Here is a 24,577-nt window from a genome sequence, read left to right as displayed (position 1 = left end):
AAAGTTCTAAAAAGGAGAAATTCTCATGGCTAAAGGATTTGGTAAAGGTTTTGTTACTGGTGTTGCTGGTACAGTTGCTGCTGTAGCAGGTGCAGTTTACACATTCAAGAAAAAAGTAATCGAGCCTGAAGAACAAAAAGCAGCTTTCATCGAAGAAAACCGCAAAAAAGCAGCACGTCGTCGTGTATCACACTAATCAAAAGAAAAAACTCCGGGAAACCGGAGTTTTTTTTGTGTGCTTGTTAGTTGCTTCTTTTCAGTCTAAAAATGACTGATCCAACTATAAATGAAACAAGGCCTGAAATCATAGCAAATAAATGATTTACTGTACCAGTATTTGGTAATGACTTGTTTTGCTTACCTTGGACTTTCTGAACAGAAGAAGTTAAGCCTGAATTCGTATTATTAGGATATCCAGTTTTAGATTTCTCACCTACTACTGTACCATTGTTCTCTTTACGATCACTATTAGAAGTAGTTTGCTTATCTTTTGAAACATTAGAGTTTGAGTTTAAAGTTTTATCACTGGATGTGTTATTCAAATCAGTCTCTTTACTTGTTCCTTTTTGACTAGTCTGAGAACTTGATGTTACTTTTTCTTCAATAGGTTTAACTTCCGTTTTTCCTTTTTCTTTACTTTCACTTTTCTTCTCAGTTTCGTTATTTGTACCTTGTTCGCTATTTACTTTTTGTTCTTCTTTATTATTATTTTCTGGTTTCACCACTGATGGAGTCTCTCCAACTTTAATAATATAGGAGTCTGATAAATTACCTACTGTATCTTCTGTGAATACTTTAAAGACATCTCCTTTTTTTAATACTTGGGTTGATAAAATCCAATTTCCTTTACTATCAGGTTCAACTAAACGTTCTGTCCCATTAGGAAGTATTACATGAATGATTAAAACTTTTGATTTTTCATTTAGTGCATTTTCATCCGTTATATTATGATTAACTAATCCTCCAATTGTATTGTTTCCTTCTATGACATTATTTACCTCTCCAATTTTTGGTGGAACAATATAAGCAGTAAATTCGTTTTTAAAAACTCCACCTGGTGATTTAAAAGTAATAACACCTTTTTCACCATTCTTAAGTGCATGTTCCGCTGGGATATTAAAGTTTATCCATCCAGCTTCGTCTGTTCTACCTTCTATTACATATCCATCAGGTAGTTCAAGTAATGAATACACATTTTTTGGAAAAGTAGTTGAGAACCCCATAAATTTTTGGCTTTTATCATTCCTTACAAATAAAGTACCACTTAATTCCTTTACACCACTATTCGAATTAGACTCATCATCAGAAAAGCCTTCAACTTCTATTTTTTTTGATTCAAATTTATTATTTTTTGAAACCCAGACCTCTGCTTTTCCTTCACCTTTATAAAAATAGTGTTCTTCAGGAATATTTATCGAATAATAACTATTATCCCCTGTTTCCGCAGATAATTTAGTACCATCTGGTAATAAAACATATACTGTAGAATTTGGATAGGTACGTCCTGATAATTGTTGATAATTGGGGCTAAACTGAATATTTTTTTCAACTTCTGGCGCTTCAACTTCTGATGCTATAATTTCTTTTTCTAAAGTATTACCTGCATTATCACTTGATATGATTTTAATCTTTTCTCCTGGACCGACATCAGGTAGTTCGAATTCCCATCTTCCTTCAGAATCAGTAGAAGTCTCCTTAGTATCTCCATTTGGTAAAATTATTTTAAATGTTGCATTTCCATCTCTATCATTGTAATTTGCTTCTCCATTGATAACTTTATCTCCTGCAATAAGATGAAAATCTGGAATACTTGGAGCTTCAGTATCTGCAACACCATCCGTATCATAACGTGAGTTTCCATCAGAATTAATTTTATAAATTGTAAACCTTTCATAATTCTTAAAAGCACTCTCACTTGGGATCTTCAATTCATAATTTCCTTCTCCATCGGATACAGTCTCTACCGTACCATCATAACCAATTCTTAATCTAGTATTTGGCGTTGTCTTACCTATAACTGACTGGCTACCATCTTTATGATTTTTAAATTGAACTGTGGTTTGGATAGATCCAGATTCTTCCGCGCCAACTTTACTAACTAACACTGGACCACATAGCATTAAGCTCACCAGTCCATAACCTAAAACCTTTTTAACTTTTTTGTTCATAAGAACCTCCCAAATAATACTACTACAAGTAGTGTTTTTAATAATTATATTCTACACTATATAGTTGTAATTGTAAACGCTTAATATATAAAGTTAGCACTTCGCAACTATATTACTGTTTTCTTCACTATCTTTTAATAATATTTTTCTTTCCGCAGTGACAAAAGTACCTGAAACAGAATCTGTTTCAGGTACTCAGAATTATTGAGAGTAAAACAGTTTAGGAAACTGTTTTAGCCTGAGCCCAGAAATGAAAGAGCGAAGGGGCTCAAAACGAATTGAACACGGGCTAAGAATCGTGTCAAAAAGATAAGTCTTCCTAGAATCTAAAGATTCTGCGTCAAATTTCCTATTTTGACTTTATCCGCGGACGCCCTTTGTATCTTGATTTAGTCATGGAACTTCGTAGAAGTTCGCTGACGTCCGTACTCACCTAAGGAAAGTTTTTCAGAAGAATTTATCTTTAATCTAAAAACTCCGGAAAACCGGAGTTTTTTTGTGTTCTTATCGTTCTTTCAACATCTTGGTGGCAAGGTCTAGCATCTCTACCGCCTTTTGGTAGTGCTCGTCCAACAAATCGTAGACGGCATCTTCCGATAAGACTCCACAGTAGACCTCTTCAGGGAAGTCTGGCTGGTTGGACAATTCGACATCGTCCATGTAGACCTGGCTAGTGTAGTAATCACGAAGGGCGATATAGCTAGACTGGCCAGCTTCTACCCGTTTCAAACATGCTTCGAGCTCTTCGATTAAACCTTGGTAGGTGTTGAGATGGCCTTCCATCTCTTGGATTCGTTCAATTGGAGTCATGAGTTGTCCTTTCTATCTGCTAGAGAAACGACTTGCAACTGCTCGCCACCCAGTAAAATCAAATAGGATTCAACCTGGTCCACAGCATATGAGCGGCGGAGGGCTTCTGCGTAGAGTTTCAGTTGGGCTTGGTAGCGATCCAGCAATTCTTGAGGGTTCCGGTAACGGTCTGTCTTGTAGTCAAAGAGAAGAATCCGATCTTCCAACAGTAGGTAGCCGTCTAAGATCCCCCGGACCACAAAGTCCTGGCCACTAGCTGGATCTGTCTTGAGCATGGCAAAGGGCGCTTCACGATGGACCTTGTCGGACTCTTTGAGCAAGAGTTGGCCCAAGTCGGTCTGGAAGAAGGCCAAAACCTTCTTGAGGTCGATTCGCTTCTTGACAGCTAGGCTGGCATTGACTTCTTGGAGAACCATTGCTAGGCTCTCCATGGTTGGAACCGTCGTCAATGGAATTCGTTGCATCAGTTCGTGCAGGGCACTACCGACTGCCGCCCCTGTCACAGCTTCTTCCTTGCCAAAGGTTGGAAAGTCAAAGCTTGGTAAGGCAAGATCCGCTTTTTCCATGAAGTCCACTCCGTCAATATCTTGAATGGGTTCATAGAATTTTTTGATTTGACTTGGAGTCCGTACGCTAGGGAGTTGGATGGCTGCTTGGTACTGGGTGTTGAGCCGGTCCACTGATTCTATGACATCTAAGGCCCGGCGAATCTCTTCTGATTGCCGGTTGTCCTTGAGGTCATCGACTGGGAGAGAAGACTTCAACTCCAAGTGACCGATTTGCTCCGGCGTCAAGTCTTGGTCGGTCACAAAGCGGGTCTGATAGGACAAGTGTTGCTGGGCAAAGACTGCCTGGATGGCATAGAGCCAGTCTTGGAAACAATTGATCTCCTTGCGAAGAGCTGGACTTAAGCGTCCATTTACACTGGCTCCCCATTTTTTCTCTTCCAACTTATCCTGCCGGCCCTTGCCCACCAGATAGAGCTTGCGCTCTGCTCGGGTCATAGCGACATAGAGGAGGCGCATCTGCTCAGACAAGGCTGCCAGACGAATTTCCTCAACATTTCGCTGGTAAGGCAGAGTCTCAATGACCAATCGAATATCTTCTGGGAGGCCAGGCTGGTCATTTTCAACGGGAAGACTAGCCACATACTTGATGCCGACTCCGTTTTTCCGACTGATGACAGCATTGGTAGACAGTTCCTTGCCGACAAACTTTTTATCGGTGTTGAGGATAAAGACATAGGGGAACTCAAGTCCTTTGCTCTTATGAATGGTCATAAGCTGGACAGCATCCTTAGGAACTGCCTGGGCCACATTGGCCAAGTCGTGCTGATTTTCCAAAATCTTATCAATCATGGAAATAAAGCGAGGCAACCCCTTGAAGCTAGAGCTTTCGAAGTCATTTGCCCGAAGGGTCAAGGCATAGAGATTGGCCTGCCGTTGGGCACCATTTGGTAAGGCACCTACATAATCATAATAGTGGCGATCTTGGTAAATCTTCCAAAGCAGATCGTAAAGGGAGTGCGTCTGGGCATAGTCACGCCAGGCATCCAGTGTCTCCATAAAGCGAGTGAGTTTCTCTTTTAAGCTCGCATCGATCAACTGAGGAGCACTTCCAGTCTGGTCTAAGGCAAGTTGCAGTTTCTCATAGAGATTTTCTGCTTTTTTGCCTTCACCTCTCTGTAAGGCTAAACGGGCCAACTGGTCCTCGTCAAATTCAAACATGGCTGATTTCATGAGGGCCACCAAAGGATAGTCCTGTAAGGGATTGTTAATGGTGCGGAGGGTATCCAAGAGGACCATGACCTCAACAGACTGGAGGTAGTTTTCCTCTCCCCCGTCCGCAACGATAGGAATCTGATAGGCTTCAAAGGCTGAAAGAACCTTGTCGTTACGGGTCCGAGAAGCCGTTAAAAGCGTCATATCCTTGAAAGGTACCCCCTCTTCGTTGTGGAGTCGGATGATCTCCTTGATGACCAAAAGGACTTCACCTGAGGATAGACTATCCCCTTCTTGCTCTTCTTCACCTGTTTCATCCGCTTCCTGACTGCCATCATAGAGCAGGAACTCTGTCTCATAGGCCGGTGTCGGCTCTTTCTTCTCTGGATTGCCTGCAATCAAGCGATGGCTCTGGTCATAGAGAATTTCTCCAACTTCCTCATCCATGAGGCGTTCAAAGACATGGTTGGTCGCTTCTAAAACCTCTACATGGCTTCGGAAATTCTCCTTGAGCAGAATCAACTTGCCATCTGCCCCTTCTTCTTGGTAGGCCTTAAACTTGTCATTAAAAATCTGGGGATCCGCCTGACGGAAGCGGTAGATAGACTGCTTAATATCTCCCACCATGAAGCGGTTGTGTCCATTGGACAAGAGCTCCAACATCCGCTCTTGAGTATGGTTGGTATCCTGGTACTCATCGACCATGACCTCGTGGTAGCGCTCCTGATAGAGCTTGCGGATTTGAGGAAATTCTTCTAGAATCTGGATGGCAAAATGGCTGATGTCGCCAAATTCAAAGGCATTTTCCTGCTTCTTGCGCTCCAAATATGCAATCGAGAAAGCTTGGACAAAGTCCCTGAGCAAGACTAGCAAAGGCAAGGGCTCATCCTTGAAGCGAATCTGATAGGTCAATTGGTAGTGCTGGGAAGCTGCTGCCCGCAAGGCTTCGATGCGTTCTTTACGTTCGTCATTAAAGGTAGTAGCTAACTCTTTCAGGTCTTCCTTTCGTGTCGTGATGGTCAGGCTTCGTCCTCCACTGGCACGGGAGATCAAGACCACCCGCTCCAAGACCTCAAAAATCGCTTCCTGACTAGATTTCTCATTGAGACTAGAAATCAAGTCTTGAATAGCGGTGACATTTTCTTGGTACTTGGCTCCTGAAAAGGCTTGTCCTTCATTAGCCAGATGGAAGGCAAAGAAAGATTCCAATTCAAAGAGTTGCTCTTTTACCTCTTGGGCTAACTGGTTCAAGGCTTCATCATAGTCCAGATCCCGATAACCTTTGAGAAAGGACTCCTCCAACCAGGTGAGAGGATCCGCAGTGGATTGGAGAAAATCTACCAGGGCATAAACCTGGTCCTTAAAGCCTGCTAGCGACTTGCCCTTTCCTGTAAAGTTCTTAACTAGACGACTAAAGAGGCGGTCAAGCCCTTGCTCCTCATAAAAGCGCTCAAAAACTTGTTCAAAACAGTCATTCTTAAGCAGGTACAGCTCGCTTGCACTTTGAAGGATGCGGAAGGTCGGCGAGAGGCCCAATAAATAGCCGTATTTGGAGACCAGTCGCTGCGTGAAGGCATCCATGGTTCCGATATCACTAGTTGGTAATTCTGCGATTTGTTGAGCCAAGTGGCGCTTGAGCTCCTCATCCTTGGTAGACTTGAGGCTCTTCTCTAACTCTTTTTCTAAGCGTTCCTTGAGCTCAGTCGCTGCCTTGACGGTAAAGGTCGAGATGAACAATTGCTGGATAGAAATCCCCCGATGCAACTGATCCAGGATCCGTTGAACCATGACGAAGGTCTTCCCAGAACCAGCCGAAGCCGAGACCAGGATATTGGTCCCTGACGAATAGATGGCTTCTATCTGCTCAGGGGTCCGTTTTTGTTCCTTGTTAGACTGGGCCTCCTGGATTTTGAGGTCTTGAATCTGAACGGGACTTAAAAATTCAATTGGTTTCATTGATTCAATTCCTCCTTCATTTTTTCTATCCAGGCCTGGCGGAGCTTGTCACCAACTGGGCGTTTCTCGTACTGTCTTGGATCCAGTTTCTCCAAGAAACGGGCTTGTCCCAAGTGGAGATTGGCTTCAAATCCCGTAATCGATTTGTATTGTTCTACATATGGAGCAATGCTTCGACCATTTTCAGTATAAGGGTTGATAGCAAAGTCACCCGATAAGATGCCCTGGGTTGCTTGTTGATAGAGATGGGCATTGTAGAGTAAGAGCAGATCTAGCTCCTCTTGACTCAGCAACATGGCCTTGTTTTTCTCATAGCTCTCCCCTAATTGACTGGCTTGGTCTGCCAAGAAGAGCCCCTTATACTGCTGGGATTTTAGGACGGCTTGGACAGCATCTTCGACCGCCTTGGTATCCTTGAGAGGCACCAAAGGATCCGTCATCTGCAAGTACATGGCGCCGAAAATTCCCTTGTCAGGATCAAAAACCTGAAAGTCTTTGATAGCAGACAGATAGGTTGGCAGCTGGGAGTTGAGGCCATTATAGAACTTCTCAAAGTTAAACTTGGTCTCACTGGACTTGTAGTCCACCACTCCCAAGGCCCCTGTGTCAGACAGCCGATCAATCCGATCGACCTTGCCCTTGACCAAGAGCGGACGACCATCTTCTAAGGTTAAGAAGGGACGATCTTCTCGGCCGAAGAGAGCTTCTTCTCCAATGGTTTCAATACTGTCATTGTGAGCGAGGACACGACCAGTCGCCCGAGCTGTATCCAGGAGCAATTCTTTTGAAAAAGCGGCCATAGCATTCTCCTGATAAAGGAGAGCAAACTCTGTCTCCTGGCTGGTTTCGCGAATGGCCTTGGTCAAACGCTCATCAAAATCCCCTTCTGAAGGATCTTTCAGCACCCGTTCAAAAATACGGTGCAAGAAATTCCCATGGCTTCTCGCGTCTGGGCGCAAGTGCCACTCCTCCTGCAAACCTAGGACATAGTGGAGATAATAGCTGTATTGGTTTTGGTAGTAGGTGTTGAGAGCTGAGGCAGATAAAGACAGAGCCTGCCCTTTTGGATAAAGGACTTCCAGCGTCTCATCCTCTAAGACCTTGGTCGTCAAGCTGTGGCTGATTTGTGGGATATGCAAGCCTTCTGAAGCCAATTTCTTCCGAAGAACGCGAATGGCAACTGCCCAGAAGGTCGCTTCTTCCTTGCTCAACTCCTGGTCAATTTCTCCCTGGTGCAATTCAATCAGTCGAGCTAAGAGGGCCTGGTAAGACCCCATATCTTCACTAGAGGCCCTTGCCTTCTTCTCAATGACGGGTAGAGCAAGCGGTGCCTTGGTCAGCTCAAGCAAGTAAGAGGACATCTTATCGTCCACCTCATTGACAAGAATAGGGCTGGACAAGACCAGCTGTTTGGTGGCCGCATTGAAGAGAGATAGGGCGACGAAGCGATTCTTCCGTAAGTTGTCCTGACTGGCAATTTGGAGATTAGCCTGTTGGTCTGAAGCTCGGTTCAGGACCTGACGCTCCTCATCCGTCAGCAAGGATTGGTCCTTGGCAATCTTAGGGAAACGCTCCTGGGTCAAGCCAATGGCATAGACATAAGGAGCTGATAAGGGCTCAATCAAATCATAGGACTGGACTGTCACTACATCCACAGTCGCTGGGACCGTTCGATAACTTGCCAACAAGATCCCTGACAAGAGAAGGCTAAGAAAATCATCTAAGGTCACCTTGATTTGATCAAAGACCTGGGCAAATTGTTCTAGCACATGGCTAAAGGACTTCCAGACCTGGTCATAGCGTTCCATTTCCTGTTCAGAGCCACGACTGGCTAACTGTTGCATGTTTTGCGCCAACTGGGCATCTTGACAAAACTGGGCAAACTTTTTCACTAGGCCCTGGCTGGTCTGGCTCTTGGTCTTGTAAAAATCCTGCAGGGGATTGATGACTTGCTGGCGAATCTGGTTGAGACGCTCTAGATCAAATTTGTCCTGGTGGTTGGCTGTAAAGTCACGAGAAAAGGCAGCCAGGCCCTTGATCTCCGCAAAGCGAACATATTGTTCGAAATGGTCAATGTCCTCTCGTGTTAGCGTCCCATAGAGCCCCGTCTTCAAGAGATTGACCACATCCTCGGTCAAAAACCGATAGCGACGAAGACGGTCCAAGGATTCCACCCATTGGACCAGGGGATGCTGGGACATGGACTCACTCTTTCCAAGATAAAAGGGAATCTGGTACTGGTCAAAGATGGTCTTGAGCTGGAGCTGATAAGCATCCACATCCCCCAAGAGGACTCGAATATCTTTGTAACGAGCGCCCTCATACAGGTGCTGACGAATGGAGCGGGCTACAGCCTCAAGTTCTTCCTTTTGATGGTTACAGGTCCAAATCTCTACTGCTTCTCTGTCTTGATCAGACAGCTCACCTTCTACCTCTGTAAAGTCATAACGAGCTTCCAAGATCCGCGTTATACGACTAAAGGCATCCTCTTTTCCTTGACCGACATAGCTTGGCGTGACCTGGTAGGTCCTAGCCAAGTCTAGCAGGAAGTCCACACTGGCCTGGTAGAGGTTTCCTTCACGAAAGGTCGAGCGATAGGCTTTCTCACTGGCGTATGCCCCAATAATGATCTCTACGCCCTTGTCGTGCAGTAAATGAACCAGGTAGTCCTCCTCGGCTGAGAAACGGGTAAAGCCATCAATCACTAAGGCCAAATCCTTTAACTCCTCATCCAAATCTCCCTTGATAAGATGAGAGGCAAAACTAGCCAACTTAGACTCAGACTCAAAAGAACCTGCAACTAACTGGTCTTGAACAGCCTTCAAGATATGGACCAAGTCTTCTCTCTTCTCCTGATCTGGCAAGGCATCCAAGTCGGATGCTGTCATCTGGGCTGTCTGCAACTCATGAAAGAGCTGGATCAATTGTTGGATAAACTGGGGATCCTTCTTAAGACGGGCATAAACCTTGAGCTCTTCATCCGGCATCTGAGAAAGCACCTTAAAAAAGAGCATGCCAAGACCGATATCATCTAGCGCTTGCTGCTGGTGGCTTTCATTAAGTGTAAAATAGCGTGCCATCTGAGCAAAGCGCGTAATGGTGATGGCAAAAGAAGCCTTCTGGTCTAGGAGTTGCAAAACTTTGCGCTCCTTCTCAAAAGATAGAGAGTTGGGTGCGATATAAAAGACCCGCTTCCCTTCTTCAACCAATCGATTGGCCTCATCCACCAAGACCTGGGTTAAAGGGGTTCGAATATCTGTATAGACTAATTTCATAATGTTATGATTCCTGTAAAATGATAGTTCTATTATACCATCTTTGCGCCTTTTCTACAGGGATTTTCCCATCATTCAGGTGATTCAGAGCAGTTAAAAAAACCGGACAACATGTCCAGTTTTTCAACTATTTTTTTAACTTCCCCAGTTGATTAAAAGATAGAGGATGCTAGAGCCAAACATATCGGCCAAAGCATGCATGAGGAAGAATGGCAAGAGGTTTTTGATCACCTTCTTGTAGAGGACATAGTAGAAGAGTCCATAAATCACTCCGATGACCACTGCCCAAAGCAAACCTTGGTAGGTATGGAAGGAAATCCGAATCAAGGTCGAATAAGCCAGTGCCCACCACTTGTACTTGTCATTAACAGATGTCATGACTCCCAAGAAGAAGAACTCTTCGTAGAAACCATTCAGCAAGGCATAAGCAATCGCCATGGGACTAAGCGCTAAGAACTTGTGAATAATCTGCATGGGATCGATAAATGGGAGGAGATTGATATTGAAGTAATCATACTCTCCACTCACCGTTGTCACGATATCCCCAAATAGCCCAACAATGGCAAAGATCAAAGGTACCCAAAAGAGGACGGACCATTTAAAACGAATCGGTAGCTGTTTAAAATCAAAATTCCGGAGAAGTAAGTAGGCAAAGGCGAGAGTTAATAAGATGATCTGCAGGGTAAAGTTGCTCGAGTATGCTGCCCCATCCCTAGCTGTTTCAGTCGTCGTTTCTGCTACACTGGTCACCGTTTGAGCAACTGGTTGAAGACTGGCAAGGAAGAGTTCTGTAGACCATACAATAAACTGCCCAAACATGATCGCAGTCACAATAGCGATATCAAACCACTTAAGCTCTTTTAAAGGCTTTTCAGGTCCTATCAACTTTAAAATTTTCATCATTCATCCTTCTATTCCCATAATGGAAGTGTTTTTGATAGTTCTACTATAGTAGAATATGCTTAAAGAAACTTTAATTCTTAGTTAGTAATAAAATCATATCAGTAAAAAACGACCATTTGGCCGTTTCTATATTTCTATTCTTCTAAGAGGTCTTGGATTCTATCCAGATATTGGTTGTCTGTCACCGCCATCACGCGCACCCCTTCTGGCCAGATAAAGTCGGGACCAATCTGACTTCGCAAAGGCTGGTCTTCCGCATCTCGATAGCCAATAATATTGAGTTGATATTGGTCTCTGATTTCCAAGTCTTGGATGCTTTTTCCTACCCAGCTAGCTGGAACCGTAAACTCGACCACCACCACTTCTTCATCCAACTGGAAAACTTCAATCCCATGTTGGAAGAGAATCATCTTGGCTAGGGACATTCCCGCTTCCACCTCTGGTAGGATGACCAAATCAGCCCCAATCTTCTCAAGGACTTCCTTGGTCACTTCATTCTTGACCTTGGCAATGACATGCTCGACGCCAAGTGACTTACAGTGCATAACAGCCAGCACACTGGACTCCAGGTTTTCACCCGTCGCGATCACGACTGTGTCACAGTTCCCAATATCTGCTGCATCCAAGAGGTCCAACTCCGTAATGTCTCCAACAATTCCAGTTGTAATCATGGATTCATACTGATTAATCACATCTTCGTGATCATCAATTGCAATAATATCCACATCCTGGTCCTGTAGGGTTTTCAGGACACTCTGTCCAAAAATTCCTAATCCTAAAATTCCAATGGTTCGATTCTCCATAAGTTTCTCCTATCCGATAATGATGTCTGCCTTGGCATACTGCAAGGTATCTGCTTTCTTGGCTTGGTAATTGTTCAAGCTAACCATGAGGGTCAAAGGACCAATCCGTCCGATAAACATGAGGACCATGATAATGCCTAGTCCAGCTCCATTTAAGGTTGAGGTTACATTGGCGGTCACTCCCACTGTCGCTAGAGCGGATACCACCTCAAAGACCAAATAAATAAAGCGTTGGCCATCCGGCGTCACCAAACAGATTCCTAATAGCCCCACTAAGAAGGTCAACTGGAAAATCACCGCTGTCCCAAAGGAACGTTGAACAATGTCTGGTGAAATCGTACGTTTTCCTAAATTGGTATGTGGTAGCCCCAATAGTTCCTTCCGAGCCAGGAGCAAGAGGACCAGGAAGGTTGTGATCTTCATGCCCCCTGCTGTCCCACCTGGTGCTCCACCTAAAAACATCTGCAAGAGATAGACGAAGAGCGTCACTGGCCGGACTGCTGTATAATCTAAGGAAGCAAAACCAGCTGTCCGCATGCTGACGGTTTGGAAAAAGCTGACTAAAATTTTCTCTCCTAAGGGGAGGGACCCAATGGATGCCGGATTATCAAACTCGGTCAAGAGACTGGTTACTGTCCCAAAGAGGAGGATCGCAGCTGTTAACCAGAGAACCACCTTGGTATGGAAGCGAAGAGTCCGCCGTCCTGATTGATTGCGGGCCTTGGTAGCGAGGTCAAACCAAACCATAAAGCCCAATCCACCAGTAATAATAAGGGCAGACAAGGTCAGGTTCACCAGCCAATCGGTCTGGAAACTCATCATACTATCGCCCCCAAAATTATCGAAGCCCGCATTACAAAAAGCTGAAATCGCGACAAAGATGGAGTTAAAGATTCCATGCCCCCAGCCGAAGCGAGGAATGAAGCGAATCATGAGGAGCAAGGCCCCCAGTCCTTCGATGGTAAAGGTGGTTATGAAAATAGAACGGACAAAACGGGCCAAGCTCTGGTTATTGCTAAAACTAAAGCTGTCCCGGATGGTCTGTCGGTCCTTGTAGCTAAGCTTTTGACGACTTTCCATAAAGAAGAGACCGATAAAGGTCAAAATCCCCAGGCCACCAATCTGAATCAAGAGCATACAGACCAACTGCCCCCAGGCATTGTAGGTCGAAGCTACTGATTGGGTAAAGAGCCCTGTCACACAGACCATGGAGACTGCTGTAAAAAGGTGGTCGATATAGCCTGCTTTTGAGCTTGCTTGCTGAACAAAAGGCAGACTCAATAGGAGGGAGCCAATCAAGATAACCAAGGCAAAGCTAAGAAAGATTCGCCTTGCCGGAGACAGGCCAGTCAGCTTGGCCTTCCATTGTTTAAAAAATAATTTGACTAACATAGCTTCATTGTATCATAAAAAGAGTATAGACCTACAAGTGAAGAACCATTTCTAGGCACAATTCTAAGGCTTTATCGAATGCTTCAGATCCCCAGTCACGCTGGTCATAATTTTCCAGGTCTGCAAGAGAATCTGCGGTAAAGAGGAGCAAGCCCCAAACCGCATCACGAAGCTGGGCTACTGCTGCAAGTGAGGCACACTCCATCTCCACAACGCTACACCCTTCTTCAATGCGATAGGCCACCTTGTCGGGCGTTTCTCTATAAAAGCCGTCCGTCGACCAAGTCATCACTTCTTGATAGGGAATGGACGCTTGTTTTAGAACCCTTTCAATGGCAGTCAGTGCCCGACGATCCACTTCTATATAACGAGAAGGAGCCACATAATGGTAACTAGCCCCCTCATCTCGCAAGGCCTTGGTCGGGATTATAAAGGCATTTTCCTCCATATCCACCAAGACGCCACAGCTACCTGCCGAAATCATCTTCTTCACCCCATAGCCAATCAACCAATCCATGAATTGAGCAGCAGGCGCTGATCCGACTGGCGCTTGGGCCAAGCAGATTTCCTCTCCTTGGTGGTCCATGACATAGACCGGATAAGTCTTGGTAGCTGAGACAAAGCTAGCTACTTGTTTGGCTCCTACAACTTTCGCAAAGCGATCAATCTCATCCTCCAAGAAAGCATAGATGCATTTTTCAGGCAGGTGTAGATCAAGCCCCTCATGGGTCGGCATAATGACTGCTTGTGGGTTGTCGTCAAACTCTAAAATAGGAATTTCATGCTTATGGATCATCTTTTTCCTCCAAACTCGTTTGTAACATTATATAAGCCCATCTATCCTGTGTCAAGGAGAGATAGCGAAAAGGACAATTTTCCTTCCACAGCAACTCCCCATATAACTGAATACTATGAACTATGATATAATGGGGACAGTACAAGGGAGGAAAACAATGTTACAAGAACTAGCTTTTACAGGACAATGGAGACACTATCAAAAACGCGTTCTCGATAAGAGTGAGGCTTTTATGGCGGATGGCCACCTGCATTTGGTAGCAGCTCCTGGCTCTGGAAAAACAACCCTAGGAATTGAATTCATCCGACGCTTTGGGCAACCAACCCTGATCTTGGCACCTACGGTCACCATTCGTCAACAATGGGTCGACCGGATTATCCAAGCATTCTTGAAAGATGAAAGCCAAGCGGAGCAATTGATCTCTCAGAATCTTAAACATCCTAAGCTGATTACAGTGGCTACCTATCAAGCCCTACACAGTGCCATGAACCAAATCGTCGGTCAATCGCAAGCTGAAGATACCGATGACCAGGCAGAGATTGAAACATTTGATTTCAAAGGCTTTGACATCTTTTCTACTTTCAAAGAAATCTCACTTGGAACCCTCTGTTTAGATGAGTGTCACCACCTGCGCAATGAATGGTGGAAGAGTTTGGAAGCCTTTCGCCAAGCCTTCCCTGACTTAAAGATGATCTCCCTCACTGCTACCCCTCCCTATGAAGGGGACCCTACTCTTTGGGAACGCTATATCCGCATGTGTGGGGAGATTGATGAGGAAATCACGGTTCCCGAATTGGTAAAGGAAGAGACCCTTTGTCCCCACCAAGACTATGTCTACTTTGCCTTTCCAACCAAGGAAGAGCAGGCTCAGTTGGACGCCTTTAGCCAACAAAAGAATGCTCTCTTACAACAATTGACTTCCGATCCCCTCTTTTGCCAACACCTGCAATCCTGTCAGGCCTTATCTGGTCAGATTAGTGATGATGAATTGCTCAATGAGCCCAAGTATCTCTCTGCTACCCTGATCTTTCTTCGAAGCAAGGGAATTGACTTTCCCAAACGTTTCCAGGACCTTTTAGGAGCCAAGAAACTACCTGCTTTCACCCTGGACTGGCTTGAAATTCTCCTGCAAGGTCTGCTCTTTCAGGTGCCTCACTGGTACAATCTACCTGAGGAATACGAGAAGCAACTGCTTCATGAATTAAAAGCAGCCAGCTTGATCGATCGAAAACAAGTCAAACTGGTCCGCAACAAAAAACAAGACCTCCTGCTGAACCAATCCCTTGGAAAACTCAATGCGGTTCGAGAGATTTTCAAGGCGGAATACCAGGCTCTTGGAAGCCAACTGCGCCAACTGGTTTTAACAGACTATATTCGCCAAGACTTTGAAGTTCATCTAGGGGACACGGACGCCCAATTCACTCAGTTGGGAGTTCTCTCGTATTTTGAATCCATTCGCAGGGAAAGCATAGAGCTAACGACCCCTCCTGCCATCGCTGTCTTAACAGGTACTATCGTCATCATCCCAACAGTTGCTAAGCCAAAACTAGAAGAGCTTCTAGGAGCGAATCGACTGACTTACCAAAATGTCGGCCAATTATCTCCTGATGACTTTCTCAAGATTCGCTTGGTTGGTTCTCAACATGATTTGGTGACAGCTGTGACTCAGCTCTTTCAAGAGGGACTCATCCAAGTCGTGATTGGAACCAAGTCTCTTCTAGGAGAAGGCTGGGATGCTCCTTGTGTCAACTCCCTGATCCTAGCGAGCTTTGTCGGTAGCTTTATGCTCAGCAACCAAATGCGAGGCCGTGCCATCCGAGTGTGGCCTGAGGATCCAGACAAGACCAGTAACATCTGGCATCTGGTCTCCATCAATCTTTCCTCAAAGAAATGGTATGAAAAGTCAGATCTTGAAAAGGAAGAGATCGAAGCCATCACTGATCAACTGAAAGAATACAGTCCTGATCTAGAGCTTTTAGAGAGACGGATGAAGCAATTTTTAGGCCTCCACTACAAGGAACCCTTTATCGAATCCGGAATCGAACGTCTATCCTTTGACAATATCCGCTATACTAAAAAACAGTTACAGAAACTCAACGAAGAGTCCTTAGAGCGCTCCACTCATCGTCAAGAACTTCGGGATGACTGGCAAAAAGCTCTTCCGATTCTTGAGAATATGGAGATTGCAAACGAGGTCCAAGTGGATAAACACTTCCTGCCTCTGGCCCTATTTTTTGATGCCAGAAAGCTAGCTCGCTGGCTGACGGCTGCTGCTTTGACCGATGCTTTCGCCAACCTTATTTACTACTCACATAGAGGTGGAAGGAACACTGTTTCTCTTATTCTTCTATTCGTCTTAGCTGTTCTCGCACTCCTTGCTTGGCTACGCTACTACCTCTATAAGAGTCCTTATAAACGCATGGAAGTATTTGGAGAAGCTGTCCGTCAAGCCTTATTAGCTTCTGGCCAGATTCAAACCCAGGAGACCCGCATCCAAGTGGTCCGAGATAGGAAGGATGCCATCAACACGCTGATCTATATGAAGGGCGGAACCATGCGAGAGAAAGAACTCTTCTCGCAAACCATGATCGAATTTTTCGCACCGATTGAAAACCAGCGTTACATCCTAAAAGCTCAGGAAAAAGTATCCGACCAGACAGAATACTTCGCCGTGCCAAGCCTCTTTGATAAGCGAAAAGAGGAGGCCCAAGCCTTTGTCGAGCAAATCCGAAAGAGCCTAGGTAAGTATGACCTCGTCTATACCAGAAGCGCCGAAGGCCGTGCTGTTCTTTTAGATGCACGCATCAAGGCCTTGGCTAACAAACAAGAGCGCACCTTCACCAAGAAACAAGTGATGTCGGATTTGAAATAAGAACTGATTTCACTACAAAAAAATTCTAGTAGACAACCTCTACTAGAATTTTTTCATTACTCAATGACAATCATAGCCTTAATGGTCTTGCGTTCATCCATGTCTTTATAAGCTTGATCAATCTCGTCCAAGCTATAGCTATGGGTAAAGACGCGTCCTGGATTGATATCGCCGTCAAGCACTGCTTTCAGCAAGAACTGTTTGTCATAAGTTGTCACGGAAGCAGCGCCTCCTGCAACAGAAATATTTTGCGCAAAGGTCGAACCAAGAGCACGGTTATTGTAGTGAGGAACACCGACAAAACCTAAACGTCCACCATTGTGAAGAACCCCAAGGGCCTGATCAACAGCTGCTGCGGTACCGACACATTCAAGAGCCGCATCTGCTCCTCCTCCGAGGATTTCACGGACCTTGGCAATGCCTTCTTCGCCACGCTCCGCTACGACTGCTGTCGCACCAAATTCCAAAGCCATTTGTTGGCGGTCTTCGTGGCGACTCATGAGGACAATTTGTGACGCTCCCCGCATCTTGGCTGCGATCACTGCACATTGACCAACGGCACCGTCCCCGATGACCACTACTTTGTCACCAGGCTTCACGTCTGCTACACGCGCCGCATGGTAACCGGTTGGCATGACATCCGCTAACGTCAAGAAGGATTTGAGCATGGCTTCTGTATAATCTGATGGTTGCCCAGGAATCTTGACAAGAGCCCAGTTAGCATACTCGAAGCGCATGTACTCTGCTTGAACCCCATCAGACCAGTTAGTGCCGATATGGCGGTCACACGTCCCATCATAGCCTGCACGACAGGCATCACACTCCCCACAGCCATGGGTGAAAGGCGCGATGACAAAGTCTCCTGGTTTGACCGTGGTAATGGCCTCACCGATTTCTTCGACAACCCCAATAGCCTCGTGGCCACTATTTTGGTGCCCCGCTTCAATATCTGGATTGCGGTAGCTCCAGAGATCGGATCCACAGACACATGTTCGGACGATGCGGAGAATAACATCATCCGGTTCTTCGATGTGTGGACGTTCTACTTCTACTAGACCCACTTGCCCAGCTTTTGTATAGACTGTTTTCTTCATAGGAACAACCTACTTTCTATTGCTTACCTACCTATAGTATACACTTTTTATCGAGCTCTAGCCCACTTCCTGATTTAAAACTCCATCTTTTAATCATATTTTTTTCCATACTTCTTTTCTAGCATTTTCTTAATCAAATAGGGCATTTTGACATTATCGCGGCCTTTCTTATCAATCAATTTTCTGACAAAATCGGGCATTTGAATATCTTTTTCTGCTTCCAAAATCTGACCTGTACTTGAAGGAGCTTCCAACTCATCAAAAGTCTCTAGCTGAGGTTGATAGTCACTATAGTCACCATCTATATGAGACTGAATGGTTGACAGAAGGGCTTTAATCAGTCGTGAATCGCTATTTGGCATAGGAGGTCGATGATAAGCCACTCCGAGCTCCTGACATAGCTCCTGACACTCCACATCATTATCAAAAAGAACTTCAATATGCTCACTAATAAAGGCAATCGGAACAAAAATATAGTGGTCAGGATGCTCCCTCTCATCTCGCAGGTATTCTAAGACATCTGGCTTAATCCAAGGAATACCTATATCACTCTCACTCTGCCAAGTATTGGTGTACTGCTCCTCTTCAAGCCCTAAAATCTCTGCAATCATGCGACTATTGTCATAAATCTGGTCGATATAAGGGTCACCAAAATCTAGTGCCAAAACTGGGACACTGTGGGCTGAAAAAATCACCTTATAACTGTCGTCTCCAATTTGATCTACAATCTTTTGGATCTCATCAGCCCAATAGTGGAGTAGGTCAGGTTCGCGGTACCAGTCCTTGATGATTTGGAACTTTATCTGCTCACTTTCTAGAAATTTTTCATAACCCATGACAGAATAGTAGGAATAATGGGGCTCTAGAATCAAACACAAACACTCTTTAATTCCATCTAACTCCATTTCTTTGATCACATCTGTGATGAAAGGGCGGGAAAATTTGTTGGCAAAGTATACCGACGCTTGATTTCCAAGAGCAGTAGCAACCAAGTCCACTTCTTCTCTAGTTATCCTTTGGAGCGGCGTTCCACCGATTCGGACGTAATTGTCATATAAAGTCTGAATTTCATGTGGTTCAGGACGAACCCCACGGCGTATATTCGTGAAAAACTCTGCTACTCCTTCGTAGGTAATCTCTTCTGGCGACCCAAAGGTCATCATCAACACAGCTCTTTTACTCATAACTACTCCTTGTTCCATGTTTGTTCTATTTTACCATGAAAAGGCTTACTTTAGGGGACTTGGTATCAAAAAAACTCTTAGCTCTGAGCTCTAAGAGTTTGCATAACGATTCTTAATGATGATGATTATGTCCATGACTTTGACTGGCTTCCAGCTCTTCGATCTTGCGCTTGTGAGCACGGTGGGTTGCCAAGTCTTCATCTACCTCAATGGTGACGTTTTGAAAGCCACAGTCTTTAAGCAAGGTGCGGATAGACTCTTTACAGCCTTCCATATGCTTGACATGCTCTAAACAAACATGGACAATGGCGTTTTTTTCCAGGCCATCCATGGTCCAGAGATTGAGCTGATTGATACTAGTCACATGGTCCAACTGCTCCAAATCACTCTTGATCTTCTGGATATCCACTCCTTCTGGCACAGCATCGAGGAAAATCTTGAGCGTACTCCAAAAACGTGGAAGGGCTTTGGACAAGATGAACGCAGAAATTAAAAGAGATAAGAGGGGATCGAGGAAGTACCAATCAGTGTAGCGCAAGATGATGGCGACGACAATCACTGCCAACCAACCTAGTGTATCCTCAAGGAAATGGAGACTCAGGATGGATTCATTCTTAGTCTGCCCCTTACGGACGATGAGACTGGCTGTTAGATTTATGGCAATCGCAATGACTCCCAACCAAAGCATCCCCTCATGATCCACCGGCTGAGGCTCGATAAGCTTGCTGATATTTTCTAGAATGACTAGACTAGAGCCTGTTATGAGGATGACTGCTGTCAGGATGGCCCCCAAGAGGCTAAAGCGCTTGTAGCCCAGGGTATAGTGGCTGTCCTCCTCTCGATTGGAAATACTTTCGAGAAAAGCTGAGATACCAATAGCCAAGGCATCTCCCAAGTCATGGACAGCATCCGCTAAGATTGCACTGGAGCCAAAGAGACCGCCAAAGATAAATTCGATGATGGCAAAGCTAAAATTTAAGACAAAAGCCAGCCAAACAGCAAATTTAGAACTCATTTTTGACCTCCTTTAATATATGGTATAATGGGAATAGATGATTTACTCACTAGTATTATCTCCCACTCTACTAAGAAAGGATAGAAACAAACCGTTCTTTGTGTAAGTTATTGAACAGTTTGTTCGAATTGTCTATATGAGTCAAACCGACCGGCGGATTGCTAAAACAAAAAAAGCGATCTATACAGCCTTCTTAGAACTGTTAAATAGTAAAGGTTATCAAGCGACGACTGTTCAAGATATTATTGATCGGGCAGATGTTGGGCGATCTACCTTTTACAGTCATTATGAAAGCAAGGAACTCTTGCTTGACGAACTCTGCCACTACCTATTCCATCACTTGTTTGAGAGAGAGGCACACCTAGCTGCAGAAGACTACCTGGCTCACATCTTTCTCCATTTCCGAGAAAATCAAGACCACGTAACCAGCCTCCTTCTCTCCAAAAATGATTACTTTCTCCGTCAACTTCATAAGGAATTAGAAGCCCATGTCTTTCCTATGGTGGCAGATGATTTAAAAACAGCTCATCCTAGAATTCCAACTTCTTACCTCAAGCACTTTGTCGTTACTAACTTCATCGAAACCCTGACCTGGTGGTTGAGGAAAGGGAAAGCTTATAACGAGCAAGAAGTTGTTAGCTTTTATTTAGATGTTATGGAAATGACAGCTAAACAAGAATAAACATCATTTTTCTAGCTAGAAAGGAAATCTTATGAACCTCCTTATTCTTCTTGGTATTTTTACAGCCTTCTTAGCCCTTGCCTTTCCTGTCCTTCATTTATTGGCCAGCCTTTCAGAATTAAGAAAGGGCAAGAATACTCTAGGAAATCAGCTTCTGTTCATTGGTAGTTGCCTTGCGACCTTTTCTCTCATTCTCTACTTTTTTTTATCGATTGTTGCTTTATTCCTTTGGCTGATCGGCTGTGGTTTGATTTGCTACGGGGCCTATTGGAATGGAAAACACAAAGGAAACTTCCACCCAGCCTACCACCTGATTCGGATGAGCATCGCTCTGGTGATTACGCTTTTATTAGCTCTCATATAAGAAAAGCTCAAGTTTTTTGAAAACTTGAGCTTTTGTATTTTCTATTTATTAGCCCATCAACAGCATGAGAATAGGGATCACCACCATGGTTGCAAGGGTCGTCTCTGTCACCATGACTGCTGCATAATCACTATCAGCTCCGTAGAGTCTGGCAACAACTGGCGCATTGGTCATCACAGGCATGGCAGACTGGATGATAAAGACTTGCTTCATCAAGCTTGGAAGAGGGGCCCAGTAGACGATGGTCGCCATCAAGAGAGGGGCAACCAGGAAGCGACCTAGTAGAATCAATAGATGATCTTTTCCCAGAACAAACTGCTTCACACCTATATGAGACACTGACAAACCGATGAATATCATAGACAAGGGGGTCGTTAAATTACCCAGATACTGCAAATCACTGGCTATAAAGGCTGGCAGCTTGATATGCAGCATCACCATGACTAGCCCCAAGATAAATCCCATCAGGGGCGGAGAAAAGACTTTTTTCAGACTAGTTTTGAGATCAAACTGTGCTTCTCCCTCACCATCGCGCTGTATGAGGTATGTTCCCAAAGTCCAGAAAAAGGTCGTATTACACATGTAATAGATTAAAACATAGGGAATGCTGGCATCTCCAAAGAGGGCTTGGTTAATAGGGAGCCCAACGAAAATGGTATTGGAGTTAAAAAACATGGAAATAAAGAGGCCACGACGGTCCTGTTTCACCGCAAAGATCCTAGCTACTCCTGTCGCGATGCCAAGCAAAATAACCATAGACAGGGCAGGAAACCGCAAGGCTGGCAACATTTTAAGTAGATCTGCTGCTGTGAAGCGCTGCGTGATGGTGTAGAGCATATAGCAGGGAAGAGCAACTTGAGTGACCAGTTTAGCGAGTAGGCCACGTGACTTGTCATCAAACCAACCTTTTCACCGATGACAAAGCCCACTAAAATCATGCCCAGGATAACGAGAATCCCTGATATGCTCCTCAAAAAGATGTCCATGTTCTCTCCTCTTACTTTTTTGAAATGACAGTTTTTCTACAAGTCTCAAAAACTATTCTAGTATATCACAAAAAGAGGTGGGACAAAATGCCCCACCTCTAATGAGTTTTTGGTAATCCGTTTTTCTCCTTCTTAGTAACCTTTAAGCATTAAATAGATCAGGTTCATAGAGAAATCCTAGGTAAGTAACTTAAATAAAGTTTTTTTCAATTTAAAATTCGCATTATTACTTGATGATCCCTTCCTGAATCAAAAAATCACGTGCCACTTGATTAGCTGACTTGCCTTCTACTCCGACTTGGTAATTCATCTGGCTCATTTGTTTCTCTGTGATTTTACCAGCCAACTTATTGAGAACAGCTTCCAACTCAGGGTGTTTTTCGAGCAATGCAGTTTTCATGAGGGGCGCCCCTTGATAAGGTGGGAAGAGTTGCTTGTCATCTTCAAGGACCACCAGGTCATAGCGAGCCAGCTCGGCATCTGTTGAGTAAGCATCTGTTATCTGGATATCGCCAGACTGGATAGCTTGGTAGCGAAGGGCTGGTTCCATGGTGGAGACTTGTAGATGAAGACCGTAGACCTTCTGCAAGCCCTTGTTTCCATCCTCTCGGTCGTTAAACTCTAGCGTAAAGCCCGCCTTTAGTTGCCCTTCCACCTTTTTCAAGTCGGAAATGGTCTTGAGGCCATACTCTTGGGCAATTTTCTTAGGCACTGCGACAGCATAGGTATTCTGATAAGCCATGGGTTTGAGCAAGGCTAGGTCGTCTTGTCGCTTGATCCCATCTCGGGCAGCTTTGTAGACTGCTTCTGGATCATGACCGACTTGTGGTGCTGGCTTGAGGAGACTTTCGGTCACGGTCCCTGTAAACTCTGGATAGATAGCGATGTCCCCTTTTTTCAGGGCTTCATAGAGGAAGGTAGTCTTTCCAAAATTCGGTTTGACCGTCACTGTCATATCCGTATTTTTCTCGATCAATATCTTATACATGTTAGCTAGAATTTCGGGTTCTGGTCCTAACTTCCCAGCAATGACTAGGTTCTCTTTTTCCGGTTTGGGAAGAAGACTTGGTGTATAGCTAGCTCCCAATCCCAGGATCATGACCGCAAAGGCCGCAAAGATGGTCCGCAGTTTGGCCTTTTCCATCCATTTAAGAAGAAGGTTAAAGGCGATAGCTAAGAAGGCAGAAGACAGGGCACCGATCAAAATCAGACTGGCATTATTGCGGTCAATCCCCAGAAGGATAAAGGAACCGAGTCCCCCTGCTCCAATCAAGGCAGCTAGGGTAGCCGTCCCGATAATCATCACAGCTGCTGTCCGAATCCCAGACATGATGACGGGCATGGCCAAGGGAATCTCAAACTTCTTGAGTCGCTCCCACTTGGTCATCCCAAAGGCGATTCCCGCTTCTTCAAGGCTTGGGTCAATCCCTTGTAAACCGGTGATGGTATTTTGAAGGATGGGGAAAATGGCATAGATAACGAGAGCTGTCAAGGCAGGAAGTGTTCCAATTCCCATGATGGGAATGAAGAGCCCCAAAAGGGCCATGGAAGGAATGGTCTGGAAGATCCCAGCTAGCTGTAAAACCCAGTTGCTGGCTCTCTTGCGACTACTTAAATAAATAGCCAGTGGAACAGCTAGAAAAATCGCAAGGAGCAAGGTCAGTAATGACAGTTGCAAATGTTGCCCCAGTGCAGTGAGCCAGTCTCCAAAGCGTTCTTGAAAGGTTGCAACTAGTTTAGACATGGTGAGCACCTCCAAATAAATCCGCAACAAAGTCGTTGGCTGGTTGGGCTAGAATGGTATCAGAATCCGCCACCTGCACAATCTCTCCTTCTTGTAGCACCGCAATCCGATCACCTAATTTCAAGGCTTCATCTGTATCATGTGTTACGAAGATAGTCGTCATACCAAATTCTTTGTGCAAGTCTTTGGTGAGAGCCTGCAACTGCTTGCGTGAAATAGCATCCAAGGCTGAAAAGGGCTCATCCATCAATAGAATCTTTGGCTCTGCAATGATGGCCCGCACAATGCCAATCCGTTGTTGTTCCCCACCCGATAACTCGCTTAGCTTGCGATTTGCATACTCTGCAGCAGGCAGACCAACCTTGTCCAAAAGTCCTTCGGTTTTAGAGGTGATTTGCTCCTTGCTCCAGCCCTTCATCTCAGGAATCAGAGCAATATTTTCCGCAACAGTTAGATTTGGAAAGAGAGCAATGGCCTGCAAAACATAACCAGTAGAAAGACGTAACTCTCGTTCATCATAGTCCTTGATGCGTTTTCCGTCCATATAAATATTGCCATCTGTCGGCTCCAAAAGACGATTGATCATCTTGAGCATGGTGGTTTTTCCAGATCCTGAAGGTCCCACAAGAACCATAAATTCTCCATCTTCAATACGGAGATTGACGTCTTTTAAAATGTTTTTATCCGTGTAGCGCAGGACTACATTTTTGTATTCAATCATTCAGATTACTCTTTACTTTCTTCATTAATCTCAACTGAAGTTCCTAGTCTTTAACTTATACATGAAATTGTAATACTCGCCATTACATCTG

Annotated in this window: 17 protein-coding genes and 1 pseudogene; 4 read left to right on the top strand and 14 right to left on the bottom strand. The window is 44.7% G+C overall.

Annotated elements, in window-relative coordinates; translation table 11 throughout:
* Positions 1-25 precede the first annotated feature (25 nt).
* Positions 26-196, top strand: a complete 171-nt coding sequence (locus tag RCH62_RS00810) for a DUF3042 family protein (RefSeq protein ID WP_003002781.1) — start codon at positions 26-28, stop codon at positions 194-196.
* A 46-nt stretch (positions 197-242) separates the two neighbouring features.
* On the opposite strand, the gene RCH62_RS00805 is transcribed toward RCH62_RS00810, so the two are convergent.
* The 8 genes from RCH62_RS00805 to RCH62_RS00770 form a co-directional block, all read right to left on the bottom strand.
* Complete coding sequence (locus RCH62_RS00805; protein ID WP_306474394.1) at positions 243-2,168, bottom strand: LPXTG cell wall anchor domain-containing protein; 1,926 nt, start codon at positions 2,166-2,168, stop codon at positions 243-245.
* Between the two features lie 504 nt (positions 2,169-2,672).
* Positions 2,673-2,978 carry a DUF4298 domain-containing protein gene (locus RCH62_RS00800; protein WP_048717326.1) on the bottom strand — a complete coding sequence of 102 codons (306 nt, stop codon included), beginning with the start codon at positions 2,976-2,978 and terminating at the stop codon, positions 2,673-2,675.
* Complete coding sequence (gene addA, locus RCH62_RS00795) at positions 2,975-6,655, bottom strand: helicase-exonuclease AddAB subunit AddA (RefSeq protein ID WP_306474393.1); 3,681 nt, start codon at positions 6,653-6,655, stop codon at positions 2,975-2,977. Before addA ends, RCH62_RS00800 begins: the two co-directional genes overlap by 4 nt.
* Positions 6,652-9,930, bottom strand: a complete 3,279-nt coding sequence (gene rexB / locus RCH62_RS00790; RefSeq protein WP_306474392.1) for an ATP-dependent nuclease subunit B — start codon at positions 9,928-9,930, stop codon at positions 6,652-6,654. The genes addA and rexB overlap by 4 nt, the downstream gene beginning before the upstream one ends.
* Before the next feature lie 135 nt (positions 9,931-10,065).
* A complete protein-coding gene (locus RCH62_RS00785; protein ID WP_306474410.1) occupies positions 10,066-10,830 on the bottom strand; it encodes a CPBP family intramembrane glutamic endopeptidase in 765 nt (254 codons plus the stop codon).
* Positions 10,831-10,967: 137 nt separating this feature from the next.
* A complete protein-coding gene (locus RCH62_RS00780) occupies positions 10,968-11,636 on the bottom strand; it encodes a TrkA family potassium uptake protein (RefSeq protein WP_120702035.1) in 669 nt (222 codons plus the stop codon).
* Positions 11,637-11,645: 9 nt separating this feature from the next.
* Complete coding sequence (locus RCH62_RS00775) at positions 11,646-13,028, bottom strand: TrkH family potassium uptake protein (RefSeq protein ID WP_306474391.1); 1,383 nt, start codon at positions 13,026-13,028, stop codon at positions 11,646-11,648.
* A 31-nt stretch (positions 13,029-13,059) separates the two neighbouring features.
* A complete protein-coding gene (locus tag RCH62_RS00770; RefSeq protein WP_306474390.1) occupies positions 13,060-13,824 on the bottom strand; it encodes a nucleoside phosphorylase in 765 nt (254 codons plus the stop codon).
* 157 nt (positions 13,825-13,981) lie between these two features.
* Here RCH62_RS00770 and RCH62_RS00765 point away from each other — a divergent pair, with 157 nt between their 5' ends.
* Positions 13,982-16,696 (top strand): DEAD/DEAH box helicase family protein, encoded by a 2,715-nt coding sequence (locus tag RCH62_RS00765; RefSeq protein ID WP_306474389.1) that lies wholly within the window; start codon positions 13,982-13,984, stop codon positions 16,694-16,696.
* Positions 16,697-16,752: 56 nt separating this feature from the next.
* Here RCH62_RS00765 and RCH62_RS00760 read toward each other — a convergent pair whose 3' ends face one another.
* The 3 genes from RCH62_RS00760 to RCH62_RS00750 all read right to left on the bottom strand — a co-directional run bounded on the left by RCH62_RS00760 (position 16,753) and on the right by RCH62_RS00750 (position 19,989).
* Positions 16,753-17,790 (bottom strand): zinc-binding dehydrogenase, encoded by a 1,038-nt coding sequence (locus RCH62_RS00760; protein ID WP_306474388.1) that lies wholly within the window; start codon positions 17,788-17,790, stop codon positions 16,753-16,755.
* A gap of 89 nt (positions 17,791-17,879) precedes the next feature.
* A complete protein-coding gene (gene hemH / locus RCH62_RS00755; RefSeq protein ID WP_129822165.1) occupies positions 17,880-18,974 on the bottom strand; it encodes a ferrochelatase in 1,095 nt (364 codons plus the stop codon).
* 112 nt (positions 18,975-19,086) lie between these two features.
* Positions 19,087-19,989 (bottom strand): cation diffusion facilitator family transporter, encoded by a 903-nt coding sequence (locus tag RCH62_RS00750; protein WP_129822166.1) that lies wholly within the window; start codon positions 19,987-19,989, stop codon positions 19,087-19,089.
* 136 nt (positions 19,990-20,125) lie between these two features.
* On the opposite strand from RCH62_RS00750, the gene RCH62_RS00745 reads away from it, so the two are divergent.
* Positions 20,126-20,671, top strand: a complete 546-nt coding sequence (locus RCH62_RS00745; protein ID WP_287514825.1) for a TetR/AcrR family transcriptional regulator — start codon at positions 20,126-20,128, stop codon at positions 20,669-20,671.
* 31 nt (positions 20,672-20,702) lie between these two features.
* Positions 20,703-21,035 carry a glucuronide permease gene (locus RCH62_RS00740; RefSeq protein WP_287514823.1) on the top strand — a complete coding sequence of 111 codons (333 nt, stop codon included), beginning with the start codon at positions 20,703-20,705 and terminating at the stop codon, positions 21,033-21,035.
* A 48-nt stretch (positions 21,036-21,083) separates the two neighbouring features.
* Here the strand turns inward: RCH62_RS00740 and RCH62_RS00735 are convergent.
* The 3 genes and pseudogenes from RCH62_RS00735 to RCH62_RS00725 all read right to left on the bottom strand — a co-directional run bounded on the left by RCH62_RS00735 (position 21,084) and on the right by RCH62_RS00725 (position 24,486).
* A pseudogene (locus RCH62_RS00735) lies at positions 21,084-22,021 on the bottom strand (AEC family transporter).
* Between the two features lie 226 nt (positions 22,022-22,247).
* Complete coding sequence (locus RCH62_RS00730) at positions 22,248-23,765, bottom strand: ABC transporter permease/substrate-binding protein (protein WP_129822168.1); 1,518 nt, start codon at positions 23,763-23,765, stop codon at positions 22,248-22,250.
* Positions 23,758-24,486, bottom strand: coding sequence for an ABC transporter ATP-binding protein (locus RCH62_RS00725; protein WP_306474387.1), 729 nt, complete (start codon positions 24,484-24,486; stop codon positions 23,758-23,760). The genes RCH62_RS00730 and RCH62_RS00725 overlap by 8 nt, the downstream gene beginning before the upstream one ends.
* Positions 24,487-24,577 lie beyond the last annotated feature (91 nt).

The sequence above is a fragment of the Streptococcus sp. genome, assembly GCF_030825805.1.
Taxonomy (GTDB): domain Bacteria; phylum Bacillota; class Bacilli; order Lactobacillales; family Streptococcaceae; genus Streptococcus.
This window is presented reverse-complemented; position numbering and strand designations above follow the sequence as displayed.

Coding starts and splice junctions, on each gene's coding strand:
- RCH62_RS00810 (WP_003002781.1), top strand. CDS start 26: ATGGCTAAAGGATTTGGTAAAGGTTTTGTTACTGGTGTTGCTGGTACA.
- RCH62_RS00805 (WP_306474394.1), bottom strand. CDS start 2,168: ATGAACAAAAAAGTTAAAAAGGTTTTAGGTTATGGACTGGTGAGCTTA.
- RCH62_RS00800 (WP_048717326.1), bottom strand. CDS start 2,978: ATGACTCCAATTGAACGAATCCAAGAGATGGAAGGCCATCTCAACACC.
- addA (WP_306474393.1), bottom strand. CDS start 6,655: ATGAAACCAATTGAATTTTTAAGTCCCGTTCAGATTCAAGACCTCAAA.
- rexB (WP_306474392.1), bottom strand. CDS start 9,930: ATGAAATTAGTCTATACAGATATTCGAACCCCTTTAACCCAGGTCTTG.
- RCH62_RS00785 (WP_306474410.1), bottom strand. CDS start 10,830: ATGAAAATTTTAAAGTTGATAGGACCTGAAAAGCCTTTAAAAGAGCTT.
- RCH62_RS00780 (WP_120702035.1), bottom strand. CDS start 11,636: ATGGAGAATCGAACCATTGGAATTTTAGGATTAGGAATTTTTGGACAG.
- RCH62_RS00775 (WP_306474391.1), bottom strand. CDS start 13,028: ATGTTAGTCAAATTATTTTTTAAACAATGGAAGGCCAAGCTGACTGGC.
- RCH62_RS00770 (WP_306474390.1), bottom strand. CDS start 13,824: ATGATCCATAAGCATGAAATTCCTATTTTAGAGTTTGACGACAACCCA.
- RCH62_RS00765 (WP_306474389.1), top strand. CDS start 13,982: ATGTTACAAGAACTAGCTTTTACAGGACAATGGAGACACTATCAAAAA.
- RCH62_RS00760 (WP_306474388.1), bottom strand. CDS start 17,790: ATGAAGAAAACAGTCTATACAAAAGCTGGGCAAGTGGGTCTAGTAGAA.
- hemH (WP_129822165.1), bottom strand. CDS start 18,974: ATGAGTAAAAGAGCTGTGTTGATGATGACCTTTGGGTCGCCAGAAGAG.
- RCH62_RS00750 (WP_129822166.1), bottom strand. CDS start 19,989: ATGAGTTCTAAATTTGCTGTTTGGCTGGCTTTTGTCTTAAATTTTAGC.
- RCH62_RS00745 (WP_287514825.1), top strand. CDS start 20,126: ATGAGTCAAACCGACCGGCGGATTGCTAAAACAAAAAAAGCGATCTAT.
- RCH62_RS00740 (WP_287514823.1), top strand. CDS start 20,703: ATGAACCTCCTTATTCTTCTTGGTATTTTTACAGCCTTCTTAGCCCTT.
- RCH62_RS00730 (WP_129822168.1), bottom strand. CDS start 23,765: ATGTCTAAACTAGTTGCAACCTTTCAAGAACGCTTTGGAGACTGGCTC.
- RCH62_RS00725 (WP_306474387.1), bottom strand. CDS start 24,486: ATGATTGAATACAAAAATGTAGTCCTGCGCTACACGGATAAAAACATT.